This is a genomic window from Ralstonia pickettii, assembly GCF_001699815.1.
GTDB lineage: Bacteria > Pseudomonadota > Gammaproteobacteria > Burkholderiales > Burkholderiaceae > Ralstonia > Ralstonia thomasii.
The window spans coordinates 47,730-71,439 of sequence record NZ_MCGB01000096.1 but is presented as its reverse complement, the minus strand read 5'-3'; the positions used below and the strand labels follow the sequence as shown (position 1 = coordinate 71,439).

General features: G+C 64.5%; 25 protein-coding genes. 7 read left to right on the top strand and 18 right to left on the bottom strand.

Annotated features, from left to right (window positions below):
* Nucleotides 1-52: 52 nt before the first annotated feature.
* Genes paaA through paaE form a run of 5 tightly spaced genes read left to right on the top strand, consistent with a single transcriptional unit; the run spans nt 53 to nt 3,814 of the window.
* The gene (gene paaA, locus BEK68_RS20495) at nt 53-1,072 is read left to right on the top strand and encodes a 1,2-phenylacetyl-CoA epoxidase subunit PaaA (RefSeq protein ID WP_024541830.1); all 1,020 of its coding nucleotides are present in this window, start codon (nt 53-55) and stop codon (nt 1,070-1,072) included.
* Between the two features lie 17 nt (nt 1,073-1,089).
* Nucleotides 1,090-1,377, top strand: a complete 288-nt coding sequence (paaB, locus tag BEK68_RS20490; RefSeq protein WP_024541831.1) for a 1,2-phenylacetyl-CoA epoxidase subunit PaaB — start codon at nt 1,090-1,092, stop codon at nt 1,375-1,377.
* 9 nt (nt 1,378-1,386) lie between these two features.
* Nucleotides 1,387-2,187: a 1,2-phenylacetyl-CoA epoxidase subunit PaaC gene (gene paaC / locus BEK68_RS20485; RefSeq protein WP_024541832.1), complete on the top strand. Its 801-nt coding sequence runs from the start codon at nt 1,387-1,389 to the stop codon at nt 2,185-2,187.
* Nucleotides 2,188-2,210: 23 nt separating this feature from the next.
* Complete coding sequence (gene paaD, locus BEK68_RS20480) at nt 2,211-2,693, top strand: 1,2-phenylacetyl-CoA epoxidase subunit PaaD (RefSeq protein ID WP_024541833.1); 483 nt, start codon at nt 2,211-2,213, stop codon at nt 2,691-2,693.
* A gap of 20 nt (nt 2,694-2,713) precedes the next feature.
* Nucleotides 2,714-3,814, top strand: coding sequence for a 1,2-phenylacetyl-CoA epoxidase subunit PaaE (gene paaE, locus BEK68_RS20475; protein WP_004635028.1), 1,101 nt, complete (start codon nt 2,714-2,716; stop codon nt 3,812-3,814).
* A gap of 3 nt (nt 3,815-3,817) precedes the next feature.
* Here the strand turns inward: paaE and BEK68_RS20470 are convergent, their stop codons facing one another.
* Nucleotides 3,818-4,429 (bottom strand): TetR/AcrR family transcriptional regulator, encoded by a 612-nt coding sequence (locus BEK68_RS20470; RefSeq protein ID WP_004635026.1) that lies wholly within the window; start codon nt 4,427-4,429, stop codon nt 3,818-3,820.
* 86 nt (nt 4,430-4,515) lie between these two features.
* On the bottom strand, nt 4,516-5,331 hold the full coding sequence (gene pcaD / locus BEK68_RS20465; RefSeq protein WP_024541834.1) for a 3-oxoadipate enol-lactonase: 816 nt from the start codon (nt 5,329-5,331) through the stop codon (nt 4,516-4,518).
* Nucleotides 5,332-5,442: 111 nt separating this feature from the next.
* Between pcaD and BEK68_RS20460 the strand changes: the two genes are divergently transcribed.
* Nucleotides 5,443-6,393, top strand: a complete 951-nt coding sequence (locus BEK68_RS20460; RefSeq protein WP_024541835.1) for a LysR family transcriptional regulator — start codon at nt 5,443-5,445, stop codon at nt 6,391-6,393.
* Between the two features lie 43 nt (nt 6,394-6,436).
* Here the strand turns inward: BEK68_RS20460 and BEK68_RS20455 are convergent, their stop codons facing one another.
* Nucleotides 6,437-7,042, bottom strand: a complete 606-nt coding sequence (locus BEK68_RS20455) for a cysteine dioxygenase family protein (protein WP_024541836.1) — start codon at nt 7,040-7,042, stop codon at nt 6,437-6,439.
* Between the two features lie 154 nt (nt 7,043-7,196).
* Between BEK68_RS20455 and metC the strand changes: the two genes are divergently transcribed.
* Entirely contained in the window at nt 7,197-8,441 is a 1,245-nt protein-coding gene (gene metC, locus BEK68_RS20450) for a cystathionine beta-lyase (protein WP_024541837.1), read from the top strand.
* A 10-nt stretch (nt 8,442-8,451) separates the two neighbouring features.
* Here the strand turns inward: metC and BEK68_RS20445 are convergent, their stop codons facing one another.
* The 15 genes from BEK68_RS20445 to msuE form a co-directional block, all read right to left on the bottom strand.
* A complete protein-coding gene (locus BEK68_RS20445) occupies nt 8,452-9,309 on the bottom strand; it encodes an amino acid ABC transporter ATP-binding protein (RefSeq protein WP_004635016.1) in 858 nt (285 codons plus the stop codon).
* A complete protein-coding gene (locus tag BEK68_RS20440) occupies nt 9,296-9,979 on the bottom strand; it encodes an amino acid ABC transporter permease (protein WP_024541838.1) in 684 nt (227 codons plus the stop codon). Before BEK68_RS20440 ends, BEK68_RS20445 begins: the two co-directional genes overlap by 14 nt.
* Nucleotides 9,972-10,754 carry an amino acid ABC transporter permease gene (locus BEK68_RS20435; protein WP_024541839.1) on the bottom strand — a complete coding sequence of 261 codons (783 nt, stop codon included), beginning with the start codon at nt 10,752-10,754 and terminating at the stop codon, nt 9,972-9,974. Before BEK68_RS20435 ends, BEK68_RS20440 begins: the two co-directional genes overlap by 8 nt.
* A gap of 14 nt (nt 10,755-10,768) precedes the next feature.
* The gene (locus BEK68_RS20430; RefSeq protein ID WP_024541840.1) at nt 10,769-11,623 is read right to left on the bottom strand and encodes a transporter substrate-binding domain-containing protein; all 855 of its coding nucleotides are present in this window, start codon (nt 11,621-11,623) and stop codon (nt 10,769-10,771) included.
* 89 nt (nt 11,624-11,712) lie between these two features.
* Nucleotides 11,713-12,840, bottom strand: a complete 1,128-nt coding sequence (locus tag BEK68_RS20425) for an acyltransferase family protein (protein WP_024541841.1) — start codon at nt 12,838-12,840, stop codon at nt 11,713-11,715.
* A 49-nt stretch (nt 12,841-12,889) separates the two neighbouring features.
* Nucleotides 12,890-14,047: a sigma-54 interaction domain-containing protein gene (locus tag BEK68_RS20420; RefSeq protein WP_004635005.1), complete on the bottom strand. Its 1,158-nt coding sequence runs from the start codon at nt 14,045-14,047 to the stop codon at nt 12,890-12,892.
* 23 nt (nt 14,048-14,070) lie between these two features.
* Complete coding sequence (locus BEK68_RS20415; RefSeq protein ID WP_024541842.1) at nt 14,071-15,273, bottom strand: acyl-CoA dehydrogenase family protein; 1,203 nt, start codon at nt 15,271-15,273, stop codon at nt 14,071-14,073.
* Between the two features lie 30 nt (nt 15,274-15,303).
* A complete protein-coding gene (locus BEK68_RS20410; RefSeq protein WP_024541843.1) occupies nt 15,304-16,080 on the bottom strand; it encodes an ABC transporter ATP-binding protein in 777 nt (258 codons plus the stop codon).
* Between the two features lie 11 nt (nt 16,081-16,091).
* On the bottom strand, nt 16,092-17,348 hold the full coding sequence (locus tag BEK68_RS20405; RefSeq protein WP_024541844.1) for an acyl-CoA dehydrogenase family protein: 1,257 nt from the start codon (nt 17,346-17,348) through the stop codon (nt 16,092-16,094).
* Nucleotides 17,349-17,392: 44 nt separating this feature from the next.
* Nucleotides 17,393-18,724 (bottom strand): ABC transporter substrate-binding protein, encoded by a 1,332-nt coding sequence (locus tag BEK68_RS20400; protein ID WP_024541845.1) that lies wholly within the window; start codon nt 18,722-18,724, stop codon nt 17,393-17,395.
* A 62-nt stretch (nt 18,725-18,786) separates the two neighbouring features.
* On the bottom strand, nt 18,787-19,866 hold the full coding sequence (locus tag BEK68_RS20395; protein WP_024541846.1) for a branched-chain amino acid ABC transporter permease: 1,080 nt from the start codon (nt 19,864-19,866) through the stop codon (nt 18,787-18,789).
* Nucleotides 19,867-19,869: 3 nt separating this feature from the next.
* Nucleotides 19,870-20,751 carry a branched-chain amino acid ABC transporter permease gene (locus tag BEK68_RS20390; RefSeq protein WP_200868570.1) on the bottom strand — a complete coding sequence of 294 codons (882 nt, stop codon included), beginning with the start codon at nt 20,749-20,751 and terminating at the stop codon, nt 19,870-19,872.
* Nucleotides 20,752-20,765: 14 nt separating this feature from the next.
* Entirely contained in the window at nt 20,766-21,680 is a 915-nt protein-coding gene (locus BEK68_RS20385) for an ABC transporter ATP-binding protein (RefSeq protein WP_024541848.1), read from the bottom strand.
* Between the two features lie 93 nt (nt 21,681-21,773).
* Nucleotides 21,774-22,910: a dimethylsulfone monooxygenase SfnG gene (sfnG, locus tag BEK68_RS20380; protein ID WP_024541849.1), complete on the bottom strand. Its 1,137-nt coding sequence runs from the start codon at nt 22,908-22,910 to the stop codon at nt 21,774-21,776.
* 50 nt (nt 22,911-22,960) lie between these two features.
* Nucleotides 22,961-23,542 (bottom strand): FMN reductase, encoded by a 582-nt coding sequence (gene msuE, locus BEK68_RS20375; protein ID WP_024541850.1) that lies wholly within the window; start codon nt 23,540-23,542, stop codon nt 22,961-22,963.
* Between the last annotated feature and the right edge of the window lie 168 nt (nt 23,543-23,710).

The following is a 23,710-nucleotide window of genomic DNA, read 5'->3' as shown; positions in this document are numbered from 1 at the left end:
ACGGTGTGCATGACGTGCCGTGCACATGCCGCGCCAGCGGCCGGAGGATCGCATGTACACCCAAAGCCTCGACCAGCCCGGCGGTCTGCCCACGGAGCAGGAACTGGCCGCCGCCTCTCAAGGCGAAGCCGATTTGCAGGCGCGCTTCGATGCGCGCATCGGGGCTGACCAAAAAATCGAGCCGCAGGACTGGATGCCGGCGCCGTACCGCAAGACGCTGCTGCGGCAGATTTCGCAGCACGCGCACTCCGAGGTGGTCGGCATGCTGCCCGAGGGCAACTGGATCAGCCGCGCGCCGTCGCTCAAGCGCAAGGCCATCCTCCTGGCCAAGGTGCAGGATGAAGCGGGCCACGGCCTCTATCTCTATTCCGCGGCTGAAACGCTCGGCAGCTCGCGCGACGAGATGATCGACGCGCTGCACGAAGGCCGGGCGAAGTATTCGTCGATCTTCAATTACCCGACGCTGTCCTGGGCAGACGTGGGCGTGATCGGCTGGCTGGTCGATGGCGCGGCCATCATGAATCAGGTGCCGCTGTGCCGTTGCTCATATGGCCCGTATGCGCGCGCCATGATCCGCATCTGCAAGGAAGAGTCGTTTCACCAGCGCCAGGGCTATGAATCGTTGCTGACGATGATGGGCGGCACGCAGGCGCAGCGCGACATGGTGCAGGAAGCCGTCAACCGCTGGTGGTTTCCTGTGCTGATGATGTTCGGCCCGCCCGATACCGCATCGCCCAACAGCGCGCAGACCATGGCCTGGGGCATCAAGCGCATTTCGAACGACGATCTGCGACAGCGTTTTGTCGATGCCACCGTCGAGCAGGCGCGCGTGCTCGGCGTGACGCTGCCGGACCCCGGCCTCACGTGGAACGAAGCGCGCGGCCATTACGATTTCTCGCCGCTCGATTGGTCCGAATTCAAACGCGTGCTCGATGGTCACGGCCCGTGCAACCGCGAGCGCCTTGCCACCCGCAAGCGTGCACACGAAGAGGGCGAGTGGGTGCGCGAAGCCGCGCTCGCCTACGCGCGCAAGCAGGCCGAACGTGCCGCCGCCAACCAACAAGCTGCCTGAACCGGAAGGAACCCACCATGCATCAACACGACTGGCCGCTGTGGGAAGTGTTCATCCGCAGCAAGCAGGGCCTGGAGCACAAGCACTGCGGCAGCCTGCACGCGGTGGACGCCAAGCAGGCGCTGCAGATGGCGCGCGATGTCTACACGCGCCGGCAGGAAGGCGTCTCCATCTGGGTGGTGCCGTCGGCGGCCATCACTGCCAGCGAACCCGACGACAAGCCAATGCTCTTCGACCCGATGGCCGACAAGATCTATCGCCACCCGACGTTCTATCGGCTGCCCGATGAAGTCAACCACATGTGAGCCGCGGCGATGACTTCCGACGCGCATCTGCAATACATCCTTCGTCTGGCCGACAACGCGCTCATCCTTGGCCAGCGCAACGCAGAATGGACAGGCCACGGCCCCGTGCTGGAAGAAGACATCGCGCTGTCCAACCTGAGTCTTGACCTGATCGGCCAGGCACGGTTGCTCTACACGCACGCGGGGCAGATCGAAGGCGGGCTCACCGGTACGCCGCGTACGGAGGACGACTACGCCTACTGGCGCGCCGAGCCCGCTTTCCGTAACTACACGCTGCTCGAGCTGCCGCATGCCGGCCCATTGGTCGCGACGTCGGCAGCCACGCGCGACTACGCCGTCACCATGGTCCGCCACTTCCTGTACGCCGCGTTGATGGTGCCGCTGTGGGAAGCATTGACGCGTTCGACCGACGCAGAGCTGGCCGCCATTGCCGCCAAGTCGGTGAAGGAGATGCGCTACCACTTCGCCCATACGCGCGACTGGCTCGTGCGCTTCGGTGACGGCACCGAGGAATCGCATGCACGTGCGCAGGCCGCGCTCGATTGGCTGATGCCGTACACGAACGAATTTTTTGCCGCGGACGACGTTGAAACGGCCGCGGCCGAAGCCGGCATCGGCGTGCGTCCGGCAGACCTGCGCGACGCATGGGAGGCGACGGTGCGTGACGCGCTGGACGAGGCTACGTTGCGCTGGCCCGAGCCCGGTCCCTATGTCAGCACCGGCAAGCACGGCGTGCACTCCGAACATATGGGCTATCTGCTGGCCGAAATGCAGGGATTGGCGCGCCAGTATCCGGGGGCATCGTGGTAAGCGAGCGGTTGGAGCGCGCACGCATGGCGCTCGAAGCGGTGACCGATCCGGAGATTCCCGTGATCACGATCGCTGAGCTTGGCATCCTGCGGGATGTGCAGCTCGACGAAGACGGCACCCTGGTGGCAACGATCACGCCCACCTATTCCGGCTGCCCGGCCATGGAACAGATTGCCGATGATGTGAGCCATGCCTTGCAAGCGGCAGACGTAGGGGCGTATCGGGTGCGTTCGGTGCTGTCGCCGGCATGGACGACGGATTGGATCACCGCGGAAGGGCAGCGCAAATTGCGCGACTTTGGTATTGCGCCGCCGGCGCATGTGGCCGAAGTGGATGGGGCCCGGCCGATTCGTCTTACGCGCCCCGCGCAGGGTGAACACATCGCCTGCCCGCAATGCGGATCGCACGATACGGTGCTCATTTCCGCCTTCGGCTCGACGGCCTGCAAGGCGCTGTACCGCTGCCGCGCTTGCCGCGAGCCGTTCGACTACTTCAAGCCCTACTAAGCCCACCGAGCACGACGCCCATGACTCCGCAATTTCACCCCTTGCGCGTTGCCGAAGTGCGCGGCGAGACGGCCGATACGATTTCCGTGCGCTTCGATGTGCCGAACGATCTGCGCGATGCATACCGATTTACGCAGGGCCAGTTCCTGACGTTGCGCGTGCCGTCCGGCCAACTGCCAGGACACGAAGAACTGCGGCGCTCGTATTCGATTTGCTGCGCCGTACAGGACTACGACGCGCACGGCGAGTTGCGGGTGGCCGTCAAGCGTGTCGATGCGGGGGTCTTCTCCAACCACCTGCACGACCGCATCCGTGTGGGCCAGACGCTTGATGTGCTGCCGCCGGATGGGCGCTTCTATGTGCCGCTCGCCGCCGAAAGCGCTCGCCACTACGTCGCCTTTGCGGCTGGCAGCGGCATCACACCCATCCTGTCGCTCATCAAGACCACGCTGGCGGCCGAGCCGCAGAGCCGCTTCACGCTGGTCTACGGCAACCGCAGCGTCGACAGCATCATTTTTGGCGAGGCGCTCGAAGACCTGAAGGACCGCTACCTCGATCGCTTCGCGCTGTATCACGTGTTGTCGCGTCAGGCGCAGGAGATTGCGTTGTTCAACGGGCGGCTTGATGGCGCCAAGGCCCATGCATTTCTGGATGCGCTGATCCCGCCCGACGATATCGATGCCGCTTTCATCTGCGGCCCGTCGACGATGATCGATGCGGTGGAAGCCGCGCTGCTTGAGCGCGGCGTGCCGCGAGAGCGTGTGCATGCGGAGCGCTTTGGCGTGCCGGTGGGCGATGTGTCGGCAACGGCCAAGCCGCGCAAGCATGGTGCCGTGGCGGGCGAAGTGGCGCTCACCGTTGTGCTCGACGGCAAATCGCACGAGGTGCCGATGGCAGGCGACGCCAAGGTGCTCGACAGTGCGTTGAACGCGGGGCTGGATCTGCCTTATGCGTGCAAGGGCGGCGTGTGCTGTACGTGCCGCGCCAAGGTGCTGGAAGGCCGCGTAGAGATGGACAAGAATTTCACGCTGGAAGACTGGGAGATCCAGCAGGGGTTTGTGCTGACCTGCCAGGCGCGCCCGCTCACGCAGCGCGTGGTGGTCAGCTACGACGAGCGTTGAACGTCAGCTCTTCTTGCCGCCGAGCCCGTTCTCCAGCATGTCGATCACCATTTCCGCATAGCCTTCATACGAAAGCGGCCCGTCGGGTTTGAGCCAGGTGAACGTCCAGTTCATCATGCCGAACAACATCATCGTGATGGGCGTGCGGTTGGCCTCGTCCACCTTGCTCGGGTAAGCCGCCCCGAGCTGTCGGCCCACCGCGGCCACCACGTCTCGCTCGCGCGCGAGCACGATGTCGCGCTGCTCTGGCGCCAGGTATTTCACATCATTGAGCAAGGCCACATGCCGCGTACGCGACGTGGCGTATTCGGCCAGGAACGTGCGGATCAGCAGATGCAGCGTGGCGCGTGCCGAGAGCTTGGCGTGGCGCGCGTCGCTCTCGGCGCGTTCAACCAGGTCGGCCAGCCGCCGCGTATAGCGGTCGAGCAGGTCGAACAGAATGGCTTCCTTGCCTTCGTAGTAGTGATACAGGCGCGATTTGGATCCGCCGCACGCAGCGGCAAGCTGGTTCATCGACACGCTCGGGTAGCTGTCGGCCGCAAAGGCTTCGGCGGCGGTGTCGAGCACGCTTTCGCGGCGCAACTCGAATTCGTCTTCGTTCTTGACGCGGGACATGGCGGGCGGCACATCGGTTGGATGGCCGCCATGTTAACCGGCTGGCTTGCCGTGTGTCGATGCTGCGTTGATGCTGCATCAACGCGTCAGACGGTTTCGTGCACGCCCAGGAAATCCAGCACGGCTTCAAGAAACGCGTCCGGCAGCTCGACATTGGCGAGGTGCACGGTGTCCAGCAGGCGCAGTTGCGCGCCTGGAATAGCGGCGGCAATTTCCTCGCCGTGGCGGGCAGACGTCACGGTGTCGTGCTGACCGGCAATGACGAGCGTCGGATGCGTGATGAGCGTAATCGTGCGGCGCAGGTCGGCATCGCGCACGGCCGCCCAGCCGCCGATGATGCCTTCGCGCGGCGTTGCCAGCAGCGTGCGGCGGAACGGCTCAACGGCGGGGTCGTTGGCTTCGAGCATGCGCGCCGGAAACCAGTTGCGCAGGAACGTTTCCGTCGTCGCGTGCATGTCGGGTGCCCGATTCAGTTCGGCGATGGCCTGATCGAAATACTGCGTCGGGCCGATATGCGCGGCGGTGTTGGAGAGGATCAGCCGGTCGATGCGTTCCGGCACATGGATCGCCAGCCACTGCGCCACGATGCCGCCGAGCGACAGCCCCAGCATATGCACACGCCGGATGCCCAGCGCATCGAGCAACTCCACCACGTCACGGCCGAGCCGGTCCATTGAATACGCACCAGCAGGGGCATCCGAAGCACCATGGCCGCGCGCGTCGTAGCGCAGCACGTGAAAGTGCTCGGCCAGGCTCGGCACGCTCACGTCCCACATGTGCAGGTCGGTGCCGATGGAGTTGGACAGCAGCAGGACAGGCTTGCCGGCTGTGCCATCAAAGCGATAGGCAAGGCGTGCCCCGTCACCGGTGGTGATGAAGGAGAGGTCGTTGCGGGTGGTCATGTTGGGCTCCTGGGAAAGACGGTTGAAACGATTGGGATGTCGTCATCCTAGAAGCCGGTGGGGTTCGTGGATACTATGAAGTTTTGAACAACTTTGTAGGTTTTGTCGACAATGAAGAACTTCACGCTTCATGAGCTGCAGTGCTTCGACGCGGTGGTGACCGGCGGCAGCTTTCAGGCCGCGGCCGAGCGGTTGCATCGCTCGCACCCGTCGGTCTTTGCGGCGGTCGCCAAGCTGGAAGGACAGTTGGGTTTGAGCCTGCTGGACCGCACCGGTTATCGCGTGCGCTTGACGGAAGCGGGGCAGTCGTTTCATCGCAAGGTGCAGTTTTTGCTGCGTGAGAGCGAGGAGTTACGGACCCACGCAAAACAGCTCGCGATGGGCGAGGAGGCCGAGTTGCGCGTGGTGCTGGGCGACCTGTGCCCGCTCCAGCCAGTGCTCGCGCTGCTCAGCGCGTTCTTCGGCCAGTGTCCGCAGACGCGGCTGCAATTGCTGTTCGAAGCCGTCACCGGGCCGTGGGAGCGCTTGCTGGAAGACGATGCGGACCTGATCGTCCACCGCGTGCCGAAAGGCGACGTGCGCATGGAGTGGATCGACTTGGGCAAGATCGCCATGGTGCCGGTGGTGGCGCCGGGGTTTTTGCCGTTCGCCATCACGTCGGCCATCACGCCTCAGCAGATGCAGCGCTTCATGCAGTGCGTCATCAACGATTCCGCGCGGAACCCGCCGGAGCAATTCCATTACGTCATCGACGGTGCGCCGCAGTGCGCCGCGCCTGACCAATTGATGAAGAAAGAGCTGATTCTCCACGGCATGGCGTGGGGGCATCTGCCGCGTTTCCTGATCGAGACGGAGCTGCGCGAGGGGACGTTGCTGTCGATTGCGGGGCGCCATTTTCCCGGCATGGTGCAGGAGCTGGTGGTCGCACGCAGGCGCGATCAGCCGCATGGGCCGGTCGCCAATCGGCTGTGGGATGTTCTCGGCCACCATGCACCGGTGCTGAAGCCTGCGTTGGGCCGCATGCCGCGTCAGGCGGGTGCGACCAGCCGAAGGCGGACATGAAGCGCTGAGACGCAGGCTGCCCGTCTCAGTTTGAAGCGGCTGATCAAGCGGCTTGCTTGGTCGCGCCCATGTAGTTGCGGTTGTAGTTGAGCACGCGGCCCGTGGCCAGGTCATAGCCGACGCGCCCCGTCAGGGTTTCCAGCGCTCGGCCATACAGGTGGAAATGGCGGGTGGGTGTGTTGCCCAGCACGTGGATGCTGTGGATGTCGTCGTCGAGGAACGTGATGGGCGTGCCGGGCTGTACCACGACTTCGCGCGACAGGGCCAGTGTGGCACGCTCGGGGTCGCGGCCGTCGTCGGTGCGTGTGTAGACGCGGTTCAACTCTTCGCCTTCGAGCGCGACGATGACGGCCCACGTGGTGTGGTTGTGCGGCGGCGTCGTCTTGCCAGGGTTGATGGAGTTCAGGTACAGCGCGAAGGTCTGATCAGGTTCTGCATGCAGCAGGTAACGGCTGGAGGCATCCGCATCGCCGGCTGCGGGCGGTGGGAAGGCGTCGAGCGGGAACAGCGCTTCTTGCGCGGCAAGTTCATGCAGACGATCGGCAATGCGTGCAAGCGATGCCTGCGTAATGCCGTCTTGCGCGGCAATGGCGCGAATGGCGACGAGGGTCTGGCGGACGGCGTGGTCGCGTTGCTGGGCGAGGCTCATGGCAGCTCAAAGCGAATCGGTGAAGCCCTCAGTGTAGGGCGGCGGCAGCGCACGACCAACGCAGTATCCTGCATATGGTTAGACGCATCGGTTCGTTCTCGGGTGCGGGGTGGCGTGCCTAACATGGGCGCCTTCAGAAACGCGCGAGGCCTGCATGACACGCTCTTCCATCGACGCCCGTTCCAATGCGCCGGATGCCTCGAATTCTCTTGCAACATGCATCATCCACGCGGGCAGCCCGCCGTTTGTGGAGGGCACTGCGCCGGTCAACGTGCCGGTGGAGCGCACCAGCACCGTCCGCCATGCCAGCATTGCCGCGCAGCACGATGTCCACGCGCGCCGCAAGGCCGGCGAGAACATCGCGAGCTACGGCCGCCACGGTTCACAAACACACCGCGCGCTGGAAGATGCGCTGCTGGCCCTTGAGGGCGGCGTGCGTGTGTTCCTTGTGCCATCGGGCTTGTCGGCGATTTCGCTGACGTTCCTGGCGCTGTTGTCGCCTGGCGACCACGTGGTCGTGACCGACAGCGTGTATGCGCCCGTACGCCGGCTCGACACAGGTCTGCTGCAGCGCCTGGGCATTGAACTGACCTATGTGGACCCGCGCGACGGGCAGCTCGAAGCCGCCATCCGCCCGCACACACGGCTGATCTATACGGAATCGCCGGGGTCGCTGCTCTATGAAATCTATGACTTGCGTGCCATTGCCCGAGTAGCGCAGCGGCACGGCGTCTTGCTGGCGACGGACAATACGTGGGCGTCTGGCATTCTCTTCCGGCCGCTCGATGCGGGGGCGGACATCTCCATCCTTGCCGCCACCAAGTACGTGGCCGGGCATTCCGATGTGATGCTGGGTGCGGTCGTTGCCCGCACCGATGCCGTGGCGGCACGTATTGCGGCCGCACACGATGTGCTCGGCCTCACGATCGGCGCCGATGATGCCTATCTGGCGCTGCGCGGCGTGCGCACGTTGCCGGTGCGCATGGCCCAGCACCAGCGCAATGCCACGTGCGTGGCGCAGTGGCTGCAGGCGCAGTCGGGCGTTGGGCGGGTGTTCTATCCGGCATTGCCGGGTGACCCGGGTCACGCGCTGTGGCAGCGGGATTTCTCGGGCGCGAACGGGCTCGTTTCATTCGTGCTGGAAGGCGCGGATCAGTACGCCGCAGAACGGGTTGCCGATGCCTTGCAGCTGTTCGCGATTGGCGCGTCGTGGGGCGGGTACGAAAGCCTCGTCACCGTGGTTGCGCCCGAAAGGTTGGCTGACCACGCGCAATGGGATCAAGCTGGCGCTGTGCTGCGCTTGCATGTCGGTCTGGAAGATGCCGATGACCTGATTGCTGATCTGGAGCAGGCGCTGCAGCACGCGCCCGTAGCCGCGCTGCACGCGATTGGCGGTTGAAGGTCGAAGGTCAGACGGCAAACGTCGCGCTGGTGAAAGCAGCGTGCCATGCCGCATGCAGGAGGGGCCGCGCACCTGCATGACCCGAAAGCGCGCGCGACAGGAATGCACGTGTGCGGTCGCTCGTCGGAGAGGAAAAAACCTGTTCTGCCGAGCCACGTTCCACCACGACGCCGTGTTCCGTGAACACCACCTCGTCGCTGATCGCCCGCGCGAAGGCCATTTCGTGCGTGACCAGCACGCAGGTCAAGCCATCGTCGACCAATTCGCCGATGACGTTGAGCACTTCCCCCACCGTTTCTGGATCGAGCGCGGACGTCACTTCATCGAACAAGATCAGTTCCGGTTTCATGGCCAGCGCGCGGGCAATGGCTACGCGCTGTTGCTGGCCGCCCGAGAGCTGTCCGGGGTATGCGCGCGCCTTGTCTGCCAGGCCCACTTTCTTGAGCAGCGCATGTGCGGTGGCTTCAGCCTCTGAACGCGCTTTGCCGAGCACGCGCACGGGGGCGGCGACGAGGTTGTCGAGCACGCTCAGGTGCGGAAACAGGTTGTATTGCTGGAACACAAAGCCAATGCGCTTGCGCAGGGCAATGGTGTCTTCTTCGGTGTTGAGCTGGTCGACGCGGATGCCGTCCACGGTGATGCTGCCGCGCTGCGGCCGAAGCAAACCGCTGATGCAGCGCAGGAGCGTCGACTTGCCCGAGCCCGACGGCCCGATGATCGACACGGCTTGGCCGCGCTGCACGTCGAGGTTGATGCCCGACAACACCGGCGTGATGCCGAAACTCAGATGCACGTCGCGGAGTGAGACAAGCGGTGGGGCAACCGGCGTAGATGCATCGAGAGGAAGAAGATCAGGCAGCGACATGCGCGCGCTCCATGCGCCGGGTCAGGCGCGAAATCGGGTAGCAGTAGAGGAAGAACAAGGCGAGCACGGTGAAGTAGGTCAGCACCGTAAACGGTGTGCGGTTGACCGTGTTGCTGGCGATCTGGGCGGTGTCGAGCAGATCGTGCACGCCGACCAGAGACGCCAGGGCCGTGCCCATGGTGATGACGGCATACAGGTTCATCCACGAAGGCAGCATGCGCTGCACGCACTGCGGCAGCACGATGCGCCACAGGATGTCCCGCCGCGTAAATGCCAACGACGCAGCGGCTTCCCACTGCGTATGCGGGATCGACTGCACCGCGCCACGGAAGATTTCCGCCACATGAGCACTTGCCGGCAATGCGAGCGCGAACGTCACCTTGAGCCAATCCAGAAACGGGATCACGTGGCCGCGCACGACAATTTCGAAGGGCACGGCGTACGCAATGCCATAGACCAGCACAAGCCAAGGCGCATTGCGAAATGCGACGACATAACCGCCGGCGAGCTGCCTTAGCCCGCGTACCGACGACAAATGCAGCGCGCCAATCGCCAGCCCGACCAGTGTGCCCAGCCCGACGGCCAGCAAGCTGATGCCGACGTTGATGCCCAGCCCCCGCAGCAATGCGGGCGACCAATGGAAAAGCGTGGCGAGAAGGGTGTCAGGCATGCGCGACGCCCCCCAGTGTGGTGTGGCCGGTGGCACCGTACCCCGGCATCCGCAACCGGCCTTCGATCCACAGGCCCAACGCATGCACGGCATAGGTGACCACGCCATAGAACAGCAGCAACAGCACCATGCATTCGAGCACGTTGTCTCGCTGTGTCCAGATCATCAGCGCGCTGTACGTGATGTCGCCCACCGCAATGGCCGATGCCAGCGACGATGCCTTGACCAGCTCGACTGTGTTGTTCATTAGCGAGGGCCATGCAGCGCGAAGTGCCAGCGGCAGTTGCACGCGCCACAGGCGCTCGCGCGCGCTGAAGCCGAGGGAGGTTGCAGCTTCCAGCATGGCGGGCGGCACGGCTTCAATGCCGGCACGCAGGGCTTCCGCATGAAAAGCCGCCTTGTGTAGCGAGAGCAACGTCACCGCCCAGAAGAACGGCGTGAGCGGGTTGGTCCACTGCCACTGCGCCAGCGTCTGCGTGATGAGCGTGTTGACGACGAGAAAGGCGCAGCACAACTGCACGAGCGTGGGCGTGTTGCGCGTCAGTTCGATAAAGCCCTGCGCCAGCCATCTCAAGCGCTTATGCGGCGACACCAGCAGCCGCGCGAGCCCAAGACCAAAGACGAGGCTCAGCACCACGGTGCTCAGCATCACCAGCAGCGAAACTTTCGCGCCTTGCAGCAGCGCATTACGCTCGTACACCTCGGCCAGAAAGCCGTAGTCGAGGCCGGTGTGGCGGACCAGCGCAATCGCCCGCGCGAGCAGATCGTCAGTCAACTGCAGCCTCTCGATCAGCCGCGCGTGGCCTTTAGCTTGTCATGCCATTCGACCAGCGCGGGCGAAGGCGGCAGGATGCCGTTCTTCTTCTCCGTTTCGATCAGCCAGCCGGTGCGGTGCCAGCCCTGGACGATGCGGTCGAGGGCGGCCACGGTGTCGTTCTCGCCCTTGCGCGCCCAGATGACCGTGGGCGAAGGGATGAGGTCCGGGCCGACGATGCGGTAGTCCTTCCATTCGGGGTTGCTGCGTGGCAGCGGCTGCAGCAGCGTGGCGTCGTGCACGGCGGCAGCGCAGTTGTTGCCGCGCAGGGCCAGCAAGGACTCGGCCGGGCTCTTGAACCCCTTGGGCGTGGCGCCAATGTCGGCTGCCAGCGGCTTGGCATAGCTGCTGCCTTGCGACAGGCAAACGTCCTTGCCTTTCAGGTCGCTCCACTGGTGCACCGGGCTGTCTTTCGGGACCAACGCCACGCCGCCCACGCGGTAGTACGGTGTCGGCACGTGGGCGAGCAGGTCCGCGCGTTCGGGGTTCAGCTCCATCGCCGCAACCAGCACGTCAACACGGCCCTGCTGCAGAAATTGCACGCGGTTGGAAGGTTGCACCTGCACCGTCTCCACTTCCACGCCAAGCCCGCGCCCGAGTGCCTGTGCAAGGTCGACGTTGAAGCCCGTGCCGCGTTGCGTGACGGGGTCGATGGAGCCGAATGGCCCGCCCGACAGCACCACGCCCACGACAAGCTTCTTGCGCTGCTGGATCTTGTCGAGCGTGGCATCAGCGTGTGCCGCCGTTGCAGTGAGCGCGGCGGCCGCAGCCAACGCGACGGAGGCGAAGACGAGAGCGGATCGGCGGGACGAGGAAGAGGGAGCGGACATGGCACGCGACAGATTGTTTCTGAAGCGGCCATTGTGTGAGACGCCCGTCGTGCGGCGAACGAATAAAAACCGGAAACGTTATGCGTCGCTCAGGGCTTTTGCGGCCCGAGGCGGGTGCGCAAGGCGTGCCGAAGGTTGCGAATCCAGTCGATGGCGCGGCGGCCGAGGGCGATGGATGGCAGTTCGACATAGCGATGCAGCAGCACGGCCAGCGCCAGCGTGAGCGCGAGGTTGACGGCAAACAGCATCAACTGCGTACCGAGCCACTCCGACGCGAGCCTGCCCACCACGCGATGCGTGGCCTCAATCACGCTCGGGTGCACGAGGTACAGCGCATACGACAACTCGCCCAGCCAGACGGCGACGCGCGGCACGCGAAGCTCGCCGCAGTGCTCCATGGCCACCATGCCGATCAGCAACGCGCCTGCAGGCAACCCGCGGGCGAGAAGATCGAACTTGGGGACCGGGCCGACGACCGACATTACGAACGTTGCCACGCCAACAGCCATCAGCACTCGCGCAACGGCCGGTGTCAGGCGATGCCGATGTGCCGCATACAGCCATGCCAGCATGGCGCCCAACAGAAACTCCAGCACCAGCGGGTTGGCTGCCATGGCTTGCACTGGCGTGGCCCAGTCGTACAACGCTTCCGGGTTGCGCTGCACGACACCGTTGTGCCAGAACGGCACGATGATCGTTGTCGTGAACAGCGCCAGCGCCACCAGCCCAAGCGCGCGCCGGCCGAACAGCGCCAGCCCCATCGCGCACAACGCGTAGAAAAACACCTCGTAGTTGAGCGACCAGCCGACGTATAGCGCCGGGTAGCCGAAGTACGGCGCATCCACATTAGCCTGCGGCAAAAAAGCCAGCGAAGTGAGCAATACGCCCGACGAGACGGGGTTGAGCCACGTGGAATGCAGCACCGACATCAGCCAGTAAGGCGGTGCCAGGCGGAACGCCCGCTTGACGAGAAATTCGTCGGCCGGCTCAGGTCCCTTGGGGCCAAGAACTGCGACCCATGCAATGATGAAGCCGCTGATGACGAAGAACACATCCACACCCACATGCCCACGCTTGATCACATGCGTGGTCAGCCACGCCAGGGCGGGGATATCGGCATGGGCCAGGGCGAGTCCGGAGTGGAACACCACCACATACAGTGCGGCGAAGCCCCGCAGCGCCTGGATGCTGAGTAGAGAAGACGAAGAACGGTTCACGCAGGATGACTATCGATAACGCAGAGAGCAACTCACGCTGGCAAGCAAGCTACGTGCCCATCACGTCTTCGTGTGCCACTGTCGCGGGTGCTGAGGCAAAGGGCAGTGTGCGGGGTGCGCCAACTTCGCCCAGGCGAATAAGCCGGGCGCGTACCACGTTCCGCGTTACGCCCAGCACGCGCGCGGTATCGCTCTGGCTGTAGTGGCAGTACCGGAATACCTCTCGGAACAACGCATCTTCCACCACCTGATAGACATTGCCCACGTTGTCGTTACAGAGTTGCCGAATGGCACGTCGCAGCAGGTCAGTTTCGTCGGCGGACGCGATGGGCACCTGCGTGGGCGCGGTGGCGCCGGAAGCGATTGATGGGTCGGTCTCGGCCTGTGCTTGAGGGCTGGTAGAGCGGCTCGACAGCCGCAGGTCTGGCGCATCGATGGTGTTTCCATCGCAGAGCAGGAGCGTCCGGTGCATGACGTTTTCAAGCTCGCGCACGTTGCCGTGCCAAGGGGCTTCTGTCAGCAGGCGTTCGGCCTCCGGTGTGAGGGTCGAGCGCGCGTGGCCGAGTCGTTTGCTGTAGGTGTTGATGAAGTAGCGCGCCAGCGGAACGATGTCGCTCGGACGCTCCTTCAGCGTGAGGACGTTGAGATTGACGACATTCAGCCGGTAGTAAAGATCCTTGCGAAAGCGCTTCTCCTGGACCAGCGTTTCCAGATCGACGGTGGTGGCCGCGACGATCCGGAGATCGACCGGAATGGGCGTGCGCCCGCCCAGGCGCACGATTTCGCGCTCCTGCAGCACGCGCAGCAGCTTGTTCTGCACAGGCAGCGGCAGGTCGTTGACCTCGTCGAGGAAGATCGTCCCGCCGTTGGCCTGCTCGAACCACCCGACCTGCGTGCCGAATGCGCCGGCGAACGCGCCGTTTTCGTGGCCGAAGAGTTCTGCATCGACCAGCGTGTCGGAGAAGGCGCCGCAACTCACCACCACGAAAGGACCACCCTGCCGTGCGCTGCGGTTGTGCAGGTAGCGGGCAATCAGCTCTTTGCCCGTGCCGGTTTCACCGGAAATCAGTACGGCCGCGTCGCTGGGCGCCACCTGTTCGACTTCATCGAGCAGGGCGCGGGAGCGCGGGTCCTCGAAGATCCAACCTGGCGTGCAGGCCGCGGGCTCATGGCCAGGCGGTGGAGGCCATACAGGGAACGTCGCCATGATTGTCCATTCAGCGCGTGGGATCAGGAATAGAAGGAAGGTTCCGGCAGCGTGCCGTTCAGCGCCCAGTCACCCAACTCGTGCAGCTTGTAGTCGACGGGGTCGTGCAGCGTCTGTGTGCGCAGGTTGCGCCAGAAGCGATCCAGCGCGAGCGCGCCGTGCGTGGCGCGTGCGCCGGTGGTCTCGAACATTCGGCTGGTCAAATCGAGCCCGACCCGCGTGGCTGCAACCTTGGCGGTGGCGATGGCAATACCAACGTGGCCGCGCGCGTGCGCGGTGAGCGTGGGGCCTTGCGCCCACGCTTCATCAAACCGTGTGACCGCCTGCCGCGCCAGCAGGCGCACGCTCTCCAGGCCGACAAAGAACTCACCGTAGTGGGCCAGCGTGTATGGGTCCTCGCTCGCCCGTTTTGCTGCAGACCGATGCCACGGTCGCGCCTCATGCAGCGTGTAGTGCCTGGCCTGCTCGAACGCACCTTCTGCCAGGCCCAGAAACATGTGCACAAACACAAGCTGCGCCAGCAACGGGCGTAAGGACGAAAAAGGCGTAGTGAGCGGCCCCGGATCGCGGAGCAGTTCGTTCTCTTCCACGCGGACTTTCTCGAACAAGGCGCTGCCGCTGTCGGTCTGGCGCTGCCCGAAGGCATTCCAGTCGTGGTTGAGCGTGATGCCGGCGCGTGCAGTCGGCACCGCTGCAATCAGCAGCTTGCGACTGTGTTCATCGATGCCCGAGGCAATCAGCATTTGCGAATCCAATGCGCCGGAGCAGAAGCTCTTCTTGCCGGAAAACTCGTACCAGCCGTCGAACCGGCGCACGATGGTGCGATCGTCGAGCGGGTTCAGCGCGTTGCCCCAGAACCAGTGCTTGTGCGCGGTCTGCTCGTACCACGGCTCCCACTGGTCTGGCCGCGCAAACAGTCGCACGGTGGCCAAGAGCAGATGGTGGAAGCCGTAGACGTGCGCGATGGAGCTATCCACCTGTGCAAACTCGCGCACGGTATCCAACGTCTCGGCCCAACTGGCCCCGTGCCCGCCATAGCGCTTGGGAATCGCCAAGGAGAGCAGGCCGCTGCGCCGCAACGCGTCGCGTTCGGCCAAGGGCGTGCCGCCCGCGGCATCGCGCTCCACTGCCGTCCGGGCAAACTCGGCAGCCAGTGCCTTGGCGGATTGCGGGGCCGGCACATCAAGGGTTTCGGTTTCAGGAAAGATTGCCGTTTCTGTTGTCATGAACAATCGGGAAAGACGAATGGATGCCGCTCACACCAAGGCTGGCACTTGGTGCGCAACATCGCGGCCGAAATAGAAATGCTGGATGTCCTCGCGCTGGCGCAACGCCTCGGCCGTGTCATTGAGCACGGTGACGCCTGCCTCCAGCACCGTGGCGCGATCGGCGTATTGCAGGGCCACCGTGGAGTTCTGTTCGGCCACAAGGATCGACAGCCCTTCTTCACGATTGAGCTGCCGCAGCTTCGCAAAGATGTCCTGCACGACCAGGGGCGCGAGGCCCATCGACGGCTCGTCCAGCACCAGCAGGCGCGGGCGTGACATCAGCGCGCGCCCAATCGCGGCCATCTGCTGCTCACCGCCCGACGTGAGGCCGGCGGCCACCCGGCGCCGTGCTTTCAGGCGCGGGAAGATCGCGTACACGCGTTCCAGGTCGGCGGCAGTCTCCGCGCGCGAGGCGCTGCGCCCGAGCGCACCGGTAACGAGGTTCGCCTCGATGGGCAGGTTCGGAAAGCAGCGCCGGCCCTCCAGCACCTGAACGAGCCCCAGGCGCACCAGCTGCGCAGGCGTGGTGCGGGCGACGTCATGCCCGTCAAAGCGGATCGTGCCGGCAGTGACCTGTCCGCGTTCGGGCACCAGCAGGTTCGAGATCGCCTTGAGCGTGCTGGACTTGCCCGCACCGTTCGCGCCGAGCAGTGCGTGCACCTCACCCCGTTGTACGGTGAGGTTCACGTTGTGCAAGGCGACGATGGCATTCTGGTACGTCGCTTCGACACCGTTGACGTGCAGCAGCACAGCAGAATCGTGCATCGCCATCGCCCTCAGGCCGCTTTGGCGATGGGCGGTGTCGCCGTGGTACCCGGCCCCGCACCGATCTGCCAGACATACGGAGGTTCAGTGCCGTTGATGTGCCATTCGCCGATGATACGCGCCTTGTAGATCAGCGGATTGTGCGAGGCCACCGTGCGCGCGTTGCGCCAGTGGCGGTCCAGCGCCTTGCCCGAGGCCGTGGCGGATGCGCTGAGCGCATTGAAGAACTGCGTGGACGCGCGCAACACGAGATCGGAAATCGCCACCTGCCCTTGCGCGGATTCGAGTTCAGCGTCGATGTTGGCCTGGCGCTCCTGCGCAGCGTCGCCGGCCCAGCGGGCGTCATAGGCACGCTGCGCGGCGAAGGTGGCGCGAATGGCCGTGGCCTCCGCCGCGTACGCCAGTGCCGACACCTCGCCAACCACCTGCTGCACCTGCACGTCTTGCGCCACCGCCGAAGCATTGCCGGTGCTGAAGATGCGTTTTCGCTCGCGCACCTGCTGCGCAACTTCGCGTGTGATGGCGCGCGCAATGCCGGCCAGCGTGGCGAGGTGGAACAACTGGTAGAACGCCGTCTGGTACTTGAAGCGGCTGCTGAACGGGAAGATGTTCTCGTTTTCCACGGCGGCGTTCTCATACACCGAGGTGCCGCTGCCGGTGGTGCGCTGGCCGAAGCCGTTCCAGTCGTCGTGGTGCGTCACGCCCGGCTGATGCGAGCTGACGGCGGCGATCACGTCGGTGCCGTCTTCCAGGCGCGCATACAGGTCGACCCAATCGGCAAAGATGCTTCCGGTGCTGTAGTACTTGCGCCCGTTGGCAACCCAGCGGCCGTCCCTTTTTGAGATGCGCGTGATGACATCGCCAATGGCCACGTCGCCGATTTCCGTCCAGGCGTTGCCGACCAGATCGCCGGCCACGAAGCGCCGCAGCCAGACTTCGTTGCCCGCGTCGCGCGGTGCGTTCAGGCGATCTTCCACGAAGGCGAAATGCCCGCGCAGCGCCTGCACGATGTTGGAGTCGGCGTCGGCCAGCTCAATCAGCAACTGGAACAGTTGGGGCAGCGTGGCGCCGTCGCCGCCATATTCCACCGGCACGCGCACCGCGCCGAAGCCCGCCTGCTTGAGCCATTGGATGGCGTCGACGCCGAGTTGGCGGTTGTGCTCGCGCTGCAGGGCGGTATCGCGGATGCGCTGGAAGACGGGGCGGTACTTCTGGGCAAGGGTTTCGTAGGGGGCGCCGAACAGGGTCTCGGCGTGCGGCTGCGTCATGGCGAACCTCCAGGTGGTCGAGCAGCGTGGAGAGACAGCGGAATTCAATCGTTGATGCTCGTGCGCACCTTGATGTTTTTCTCTTTGGCATACGCCAGCGACGATTTCTCGATAATCGGCCGCAGCAGTTTCCAGTCCGGCGCGATCCAGTCGGAGATCACGTTCCACTTCGTGCCATCCCACTGCTGGAAGGCGACGCGGCCGTCTCCTTCATGGTTGTCCCACGTGACGTTGATGGAGTGGAACAGGCCCTTGGCGCCCAGCGCAGCGGCGCGGGCTTCGTCAATCTTCAGGTTCTCCAGGCCCCAGCGGACCTCGTCGCCAGTCAGCGTGCGCTTGCCGAACTTGGCCTGCGCGATGCGGATGGCTTCCACGTTCAGGATGCCGTTGAGCACGCCCAGGTTGTGGTACACGCTGCCGATGCGCTTCTTGTCTTGCAGGTTGCCCTTGCCGTGGTCGTACAGCGTCTTGGTGATCTGCTGAACCACCGGGTATTGCGCACCCGCGGCCACCGTCGTGATGGCGACGTAGCCCTTGGCGGCATCGCCGGCCGGGATCACGTCTTCTTCGGAGTTGGACCACACGTTGCCGATGATGTGGTCGGCCGGGAAGCCCGTCTTCTGTGCCGTCTTGAGCGCCACCGGGTTCATCACGCCCCAGCCGCGCAGCACCACGTAATCGGGTTTGGCGCGGCGGATGGCCAGCCACTGCGACTGCTGCTCATTGCCCGGGTGCGGCACTTCGATCTGCTGCACCGTGAAGCCGTATTTCTTCGCCAGCAGTTCATAGATGGGGATCGTCTCTTTGCCGTACGGCGAGCCGTGATACAGCACGACGATCTTCTTGCCCTTGAGCTTGTCGACGCCGCCTTCCTTGGTGCCGATGTAGTTGACGATGCCCGAGGTCTCGCTGTACGGGTTGAGCAGCAGCGGGAAGATGTACTTGAACACGCGGCCGTCCGTCGTGTCGGTGCGGCCGTGGTTGATGGTGAGCAGCGGCACCTTGTCGGCCGTCACCCGGTCGAGCAGCGCATACGCAATGCCGACCGACAGTGGATTCCATGTGGCGATGCCGGGGTGCGTCTTCAGGCGTTCGTACACCTCCACGCCGCGTTCCACTTCGTACTGCGTTTCGCCTTCTTCCCAGGTCAGCTTGACGCCGCCCACGCCGCCGTCTCGCGTGTTGACGAGGTTCAGGTAGTCGATGAAACCGCCGAAGAACCCCGTGCCGCCGGCCGCATATGGGCCGACGCGGTAGCTTTGCAGCGGGAAGAACTGCTCATCCGCATGGGCGGCTTGTATGCCCAGACCGGTCAGGCTAGAGAGGGCCAGCGTGCCGGTCAGCAGCGCCATCTTGATGGTGCGGGGGAGGGACATGGTGCAGATGCTCCTGATATCGATACGACGTAGGTTGCGTGGAGAAAGGAAAGAGGACGGAATCAGCGCCGGGAAGCTGGACGCGCGACGTTGCTTATCCGGCGCAGCACCCGCTGCCACAGGGCGGCAAGGCCCTGCGGCTCGGCAATCAGAAAGGCCACGATGAGCGCACCGATCACGATGCGCTGGCTGAGGTCCAGCACGCCGGAGTCGAACCGGCCGCCGAACACGAACGCGCCAAAGCGGGACAGCAGCAGCGGAAACACCACCACCAGCGCCGCGCCCAGGAACGCGCCCCGGATGGTCGCCAGGCCGCCGATGATGACGATGAACAGGATCTGGAACGATCGATCGAGATTGAAGCCCGCAGGCTCCACCGTGCGCAGATAGACGAAGCCCCACAGCACCCCTGCCACGCCAATGACGAACGATGAGATGGCGAACGCAAGCAGCTTGGTCCGCAGTACCGGTACGCCTGTGACGCGTGCCGCCATTTCGTTGTCGCGCACAGCAATGAAATGGTGGCCAGTGGGCGTTTGCACGAGTCGCCAGACCAGTGCCGTGAGGATCGTCACCACCGTGAGTGCAAACACGTAGCGCAGCGCCGGCGTATCGAACGCGACGCCTGCCACCACGATGGGCGGCGCGTCGATCACGCCCGATGCGTTGTTGTTGCTGAACCAGCCGTACTTGGTCAGTGCCCACTGCACGAAAAACTGTGCAGCGAGGGTCGATACGGCCAGGTAGAAGCCTCGCAGGCGCAAGCTCGGCAACCCGAACGCCACGCCGATGGCGGTGGCGGCCAGCCCGGCGAGCACGATGCTCACCGGCAGCGGCAGGCTCTCAACGCGCAGGTTGAAGTTGTACGCGGCGAACGCGCCCACTGCCATGAAGGCGGCGGAGCCCACCGACAATTGCCCTGCGTAGCCGGTCAACAGGTTCAGGCCCACCGCCGCAAGCGACAGCGCGAGGAACGGAATGAGGATGGCATCGAGCCAATAGTCCGATGCCACCAGCGGCACGACGAAGTAGGCCAGCAGCAGCGTCACCGCGGGCGTTGCCCACGCTGGCCAGGACAGGTGCCTCCGCGCAGCGGAAGGGTGCGCGGTGTGCCCGGATGGGGATTCCAATGCAGTCGACATGGCTCAGGCTCTCTCGACAGGGCGCAGGCCGAACAGCCCGCCCGGTTTGACCAGCAGGAAGGCCAGCGCGGCCACATAGGCGATCCAGCTCTCGATGCCGCCACCGACGAATGGCCCCAGGTACACCTCCGCCAGCTTCTCCAGCGCGCCGATGATCAAGCCACCGACCACCGCGCCCAGGATCGAATCGAAGCCGCCCAGCACCAGTACTGGTAGTGCCTTGAGCACCACCAGTGACAGCGAGAACTGCACGCCCAGGCGTGCGCCCCAGAGCAGCCCCGCCACAAGGGCGATGACGCCGGCCGCGGCCCAGACCGTCGCCCAGATCCGCGGTAGCCGTAAGCCCACGGCAATCGCTGCGTACGTGTCGTCCGCCACGGCGCGAAACGCCAGACCAACGCGCGTGTAGCGGAAGAAGATCGACAGCGCCGTCACCATGACGGCCGCGGTGGCGGCGGCAAACAGATCAAAGCTGGAGACGAGGATGCCGCCGATCTGTAGCGGCGCATCGGAGATGCCCAGGTTCAGCTCGTGCACCTGCGTGCCCCACACCAGTTGCGCCACGCCCTCAATCACGTACGACAGGCCGAGCGTCGCCATGAACAGCGTGATGGGCGGCTGGTTGACCAGCGGCCGCAGCACCACGCGCTCGATCCCGAGCCCGAGCAGCACCATCAACATGAACGTGAGCAGCAATGCGAGCGGGAACGGCACACCGCGCTCAAGCAGACTGACAAACGTGAGCGCGGCAAACAGCAACTGCGCGCCCTGCGCGAAATTGAGCACGCCAGAAGTCTTGTAGATCAGCACAAAACCAATCGCCACCAGCGAATACATCACGCCGGACAGCAGGCCGCCCACCAGCACCTCGGCAAAGAACGCCACGTCGAAGTCGCCCATCATTGCGTCTCCGCCACGCTTGCCGCGTCGTGTGCGACGCCGAGGTAAGCATCGATGACGGCCGGATCGTCGCGTACATCGTGCGGCGTGCCGTCGGCGATCTTGCGGCCGTAGTCGAGGACCGCCACGCGATCTGACAGGCCCAGCACGATGCCGATGTCGTGTTCGATCAGCACGATGGTGGTGCCCCACTGGTCGCGCGCGGCGCGGATTAGTTCGGCCATCTGAACCTTCTCCGTCACCGTCATGCCGGCGAGCGGCTCATCGAGCAGCAATAGGCGTGGCCGCGCGACCAGCGCACGCGCCAGTTCAACGCGCTTTTGCAGCCCATAGGAAAGTGTGCCCGCGAGTTGGTCCTGCACGTCGTCCAGGCCGACAAAGTGGATCACCTGTTCCGCACGGTCGCGCGCATCGACCAGCTCGCGTCGCGCGCGGCCCAGCCCGATCAACTGCTCGACGAAGACAGAACGGGTGTGCTGTACGCGGCCGAGCGCAATGTTGTCGCGCACGCTCAGGCCCTTGAACAACGCCAGGTTCTGGAATGTGCGTGCAATGCCAAGACCGGCCAATCGCGCCGGCGACACCTTGCGCATGGCGCGCCCATTGAGCCAGATGCTGCCGCGGTCCGGCCGGTACAGGCCGCTGATGATGTTGACCAGCGAGCTTTTACCTGCGCCGTTGGGGCCGATGATGGCGCGGATCTCCCCCGGCGCCACCGTGAGGTCGATGCCGCTGAGCGCCTGAATGCCGCCGAACGACAGGTCGATGTCGGTCAACCACAGCACGGGTGCCGCAGCTTCTACGGCCTCGGCGCCAACGCTGCGCGCAAGCGTTGGTGCATCGGCGCTGCGCGAGTCGGCGTAGCGTGCAAGTGGTGGCGGCGGGGCAGCAAGTTCAGCGGACGTGTGAGACATGGCGGTCTTCGCAAAGCAACAGGCAACAGAACTCCCCCGCGCCCGTTCGATTGAGCGGGCGCGTATGGGAAACGCGGGTATCAGATCAGGCGGTCAGGCGACGGATGTAGCGGCCTCGGCCTCGCGCGTGTCGGCGTTGGCCGCTGCGCGTTGCGCTTCCAGCTCGCGCACCAGCGGCAGCACCTTGCGACCGAAGTATTCGACTTCCTCGATGAAATGCAGGAAGCCCGCCAGAACCAGGTCCACGCCGATCGACTTCAGATGCACGATGCGCTCCGCAATCTGCTGCGGCGTGCCGATCAGGTTGGTCCGGAAACCGTCGTTGTATTGCACGAGATCTTCAAATGTGGATTTCGCCCAGTTGCCTTCGCCCTCGGGCGACGCCTTGCCGGCTTGCTTCACCGCATCGCCAAAGGCGTGCACGGCTTCCACGTGCGCATGCTTGATGATGTCGTCCAACACCGCCTTGGCTTCCTCTTCGGTATCGCGCGCGATGATGAAGGCGTTCACGCCGATGCGGACCGTGTGGCCGTTTTCGCGGGCCTTCGCCTGGATATCGTCGATCTGCGCCTTGATCCCTTCGGGCGTGTTGCCGTTGGTGAAGTACCAGTCCGACACGCTGGCCGCGTTGTCGCGTGCGGCACGCGAGCTGCCGCCCTGGAAGATCTCCGGGTGCGGCTTCTGCAGCGGCTTGGGGCTCAGCGTGTAGTCGTTGATGCGGTAGAAGTCGCCCTTGAACGTGAACTTGTCCTGCGTCCAGATGCCTTTGAGCACGCGGATGAATTCGTTGGAGCGGCGATAGCGCTCGTCGTGCTCAAGCCAAGGTTCCCCCAGTGCCTGGAACTCGCCCTTGAACCAGCCGCTGACGACGTTGATGGCGATCCGGCCGTTGGAGATGTGGTCGATGGTTGCCAGCTGTTTGGCCACCACCGCCGGATGCCAGGGGCCGGGCAGGATGGCTGCGAGCACTTTCAGCTTGGTGGTGGCGTGCAGGATCGCCTGGCTGAACGATACCGATTCATGCTGGTGCTCGGCGCCGTAGCCGGCGGTAAAACGGATCTGGCTGAGCGCGTAGTCAAAGCCGGCCTTCTCAGCCGTCTGCGCCAGCTTCTGGTTGTATTCGAGGCTCCAGTCGGTGCGCTGCGGGATGGTGCTGACGACCAGGCCGCCGCTGACGTTCGGCACCCAGTAGGCAAACTTGATATTGGCGCTGGAAGAAGATTGGCTCATCGCGATGGTCCTTTGTCCTGTGCGGGATGGGAACGAACGAAGCGGGCGCTTCAGGCGGCTTGCGCCACAGGGGCGGCGCGAAGGTCTTCGGCCGACGCTGTGCCGAGCAGCGGTAACGCACGTGCGACGGCCAGGGCGATCCGGTCACGCAGTGCCTGACTGCTGATTTCATAGCCGCTGAAATCCTGCTCGGATGCATACACGCCCAGCGGCAATGTGCGCGCCTGGAAGAAGCTGAAAAGCGGCCGCAGCTGATGGTCAATCACCAGCGCGTGACGGTCGCTGCCGCCCGTGGCGGCCAGCAGCACAGGCACGTCGATGAGCGCTTCGTGGTGGACCAGATCAAAAAGATGCTTGAACAGACCGGTGTATGACCCGCGATACACGGGGCTCGCGACGACGAGCACATCCGCCGATTCAATGGCGGCAAGTTCAGCCTGCACCCGGCTCGGCAGCCGGTCTCGATACGATGCGCCGCCGATGGCCGGGGCCAGGTCCTCGAGTGTGATCAGGTGAACATCGATGGGAAGAACCTCGGCGAGGGCGGCCAGCAGTTGCTCGACCAATACGAGGGTCCGCGAGGGGCGCTGCACGCTGCCCGAGACGGCCACGACCTTGAACTTGCGACTCATTGTGAGTACCTCTGCGCTTGCGCGATCGACGGAACGATGTGAATGCATGAGCGCGGCCGGCCTTGAGCCATGTCCTGCGCTTGCAAATCATTCTGCGTCGCACCATGCGCAGCGGCATACGTAGAAATCGGAGCATCTATATTTCAATGCTCGCGTTTCACGCTAAGT

What these genes read in the sequence shown, in the direction of transcription:
- paaB (WP_024541831.1), top strand. Translation starts at nt 1,090, where the DNA reads ATGCATCAACACGACTGGCCGCTGTGGGAAGTGTTCATCCGCAGCAAG.
- paaA (WP_024541830.1), top strand. Translation starts at nt 53, where the DNA reads ATGTACACCCAAAGCCTCGACCAGCCCGGCGGTCTGCCCACGGAGCAG.
- BEK68_RS20410 (WP_024541843.1), bottom strand. Translation starts at nt 16,080, where the DNA reads ATGCACGATTCTGCTGTGCTGCTGCACGTCAACGGTGTCGAAGCGACG.
- sfnG (WP_024541849.1), bottom strand. Translation starts at nt 22,910, where the DNA reads ATGAGCCAATCTTCTTCCAGCGCCAATATCAAGTTTGCCTACTGGGTG.
- BEK68_RS20455 (WP_024541836.1), bottom strand. Translation starts at nt 7,042, where the DNA reads ATGAGCCTCGCCCAGCAACGCGACCACGCCGTCCGCCAGACCCTCGTC.
- BEK68_RS20395 (WP_024541846.1), bottom strand. Translation starts at nt 19,866, where the DNA reads ATGTCGACTGCATTGGAATCCCCATCCGGGCACACCGCGCACCCTTCC.
- BEK68_RS20445 (WP_004635016.1), bottom strand. Translation starts at nt 9,309, where the DNA reads ATGTCGCTGCCTGATCTTCTTCCTCTCGATGCATCTACGCCGGTTGCC.
- BEK68_RS20470 (WP_004635026.1), bottom strand. Translation starts at nt 4,429, where the DNA reads ATGTCCCGCGTCAAGAACGAAGACGAATTCGAGTTGCGCCGCGAAAGC.
- paaE (WP_004635028.1), top strand. Translation starts at nt 2,714, where the DNA reads ATGACTCCGCAATTTCACCCCTTGCGCGTTGCCGAAGTGCGCGGCGAG.
- paaD (WP_024541833.1), top strand. Translation starts at nt 2,211, where the DNA reads ATGGCGCTCGAAGCGGTGACCGATCCGGAGATTCCCGTGATCACGATC.
- BEK68_RS20405 (WP_024541844.1), bottom strand. Translation starts at nt 17,348, where the DNA reads ATGACGCAGCCGCACGCCGAGACCCTGTTCGGCGCCCCCTACGAAACC.
- BEK68_RS20440 (WP_024541838.1), bottom strand. Translation starts at nt 9,979, where the DNA reads ATGCCTGACACCCTTCTCGCCACGCTTTTCCATTGGTCGCCCGCATTG.
- BEK68_RS20420 (WP_004635005.1), bottom strand. Translation starts at nt 14,047, where the DNA reads ATGGCGACGTTCCCTGTATGGCCTCCACCGCCTGGCCATGAGCCCGCG.
- msuE (WP_024541850.1), bottom strand. Translation starts at nt 23,542, where the DNA reads ATGAGTCGCAAGTTCAAGGTCGTGGCCGTCTCGGGCAGCGTGCAGCGC.
- metC (WP_024541837.1), top strand. Translation starts at nt 7,197, where the DNA reads ATGACACGCTCTTCCATCGACGCCCGTTCCAATGCGCCGGATGCCTCG.
- BEK68_RS20400 (WP_024541845.1), bottom strand. Translation starts at nt 18,724, where the DNA reads ATGTCCCTCCCCCGCACCATCAAGATGGCGCTGCTGACCGGCACGCTG.
- paaC (WP_024541832.1), top strand. Translation starts at nt 1,387, where the DNA reads ATGACTTCCGACGCGCATCTGCAATACATCCTTCGTCTGGCCGACAAC.
- BEK68_RS20460 (WP_024541835.1), top strand. Translation starts at nt 5,443, where the DNA reads ATGAAGAACTTCACGCTTCATGAGCTGCAGTGCTTCGACGCGGTGGTG.
- pcaD (WP_024541834.1), bottom strand. Translation starts at nt 5,331, where the DNA reads ATGACCACCCGCAACGACCTCTCCTTCATCACCACCGGTGACGGGGCA.
- BEK68_RS20430 (WP_024541840.1), bottom strand. Translation starts at nt 11,623, where the DNA reads ATGTCCGCTCCCTCTTCCTCGTCCCGCCGATCCGCTCTCGTCTTCGCC.
- BEK68_RS20415 (WP_024541842.1), bottom strand. Translation starts at nt 15,273, where the DNA reads ATGACAACAGAAACGGCAATCTTTCCTGAAACCGAAACCCTTGATGTG.
- BEK68_RS20385 (WP_024541848.1), bottom strand. Translation starts at nt 21,680, where the DNA reads ATGTCTCACACGTCCGCTGAACTTGCTGCCCCGCCGCCACCACTTGCA.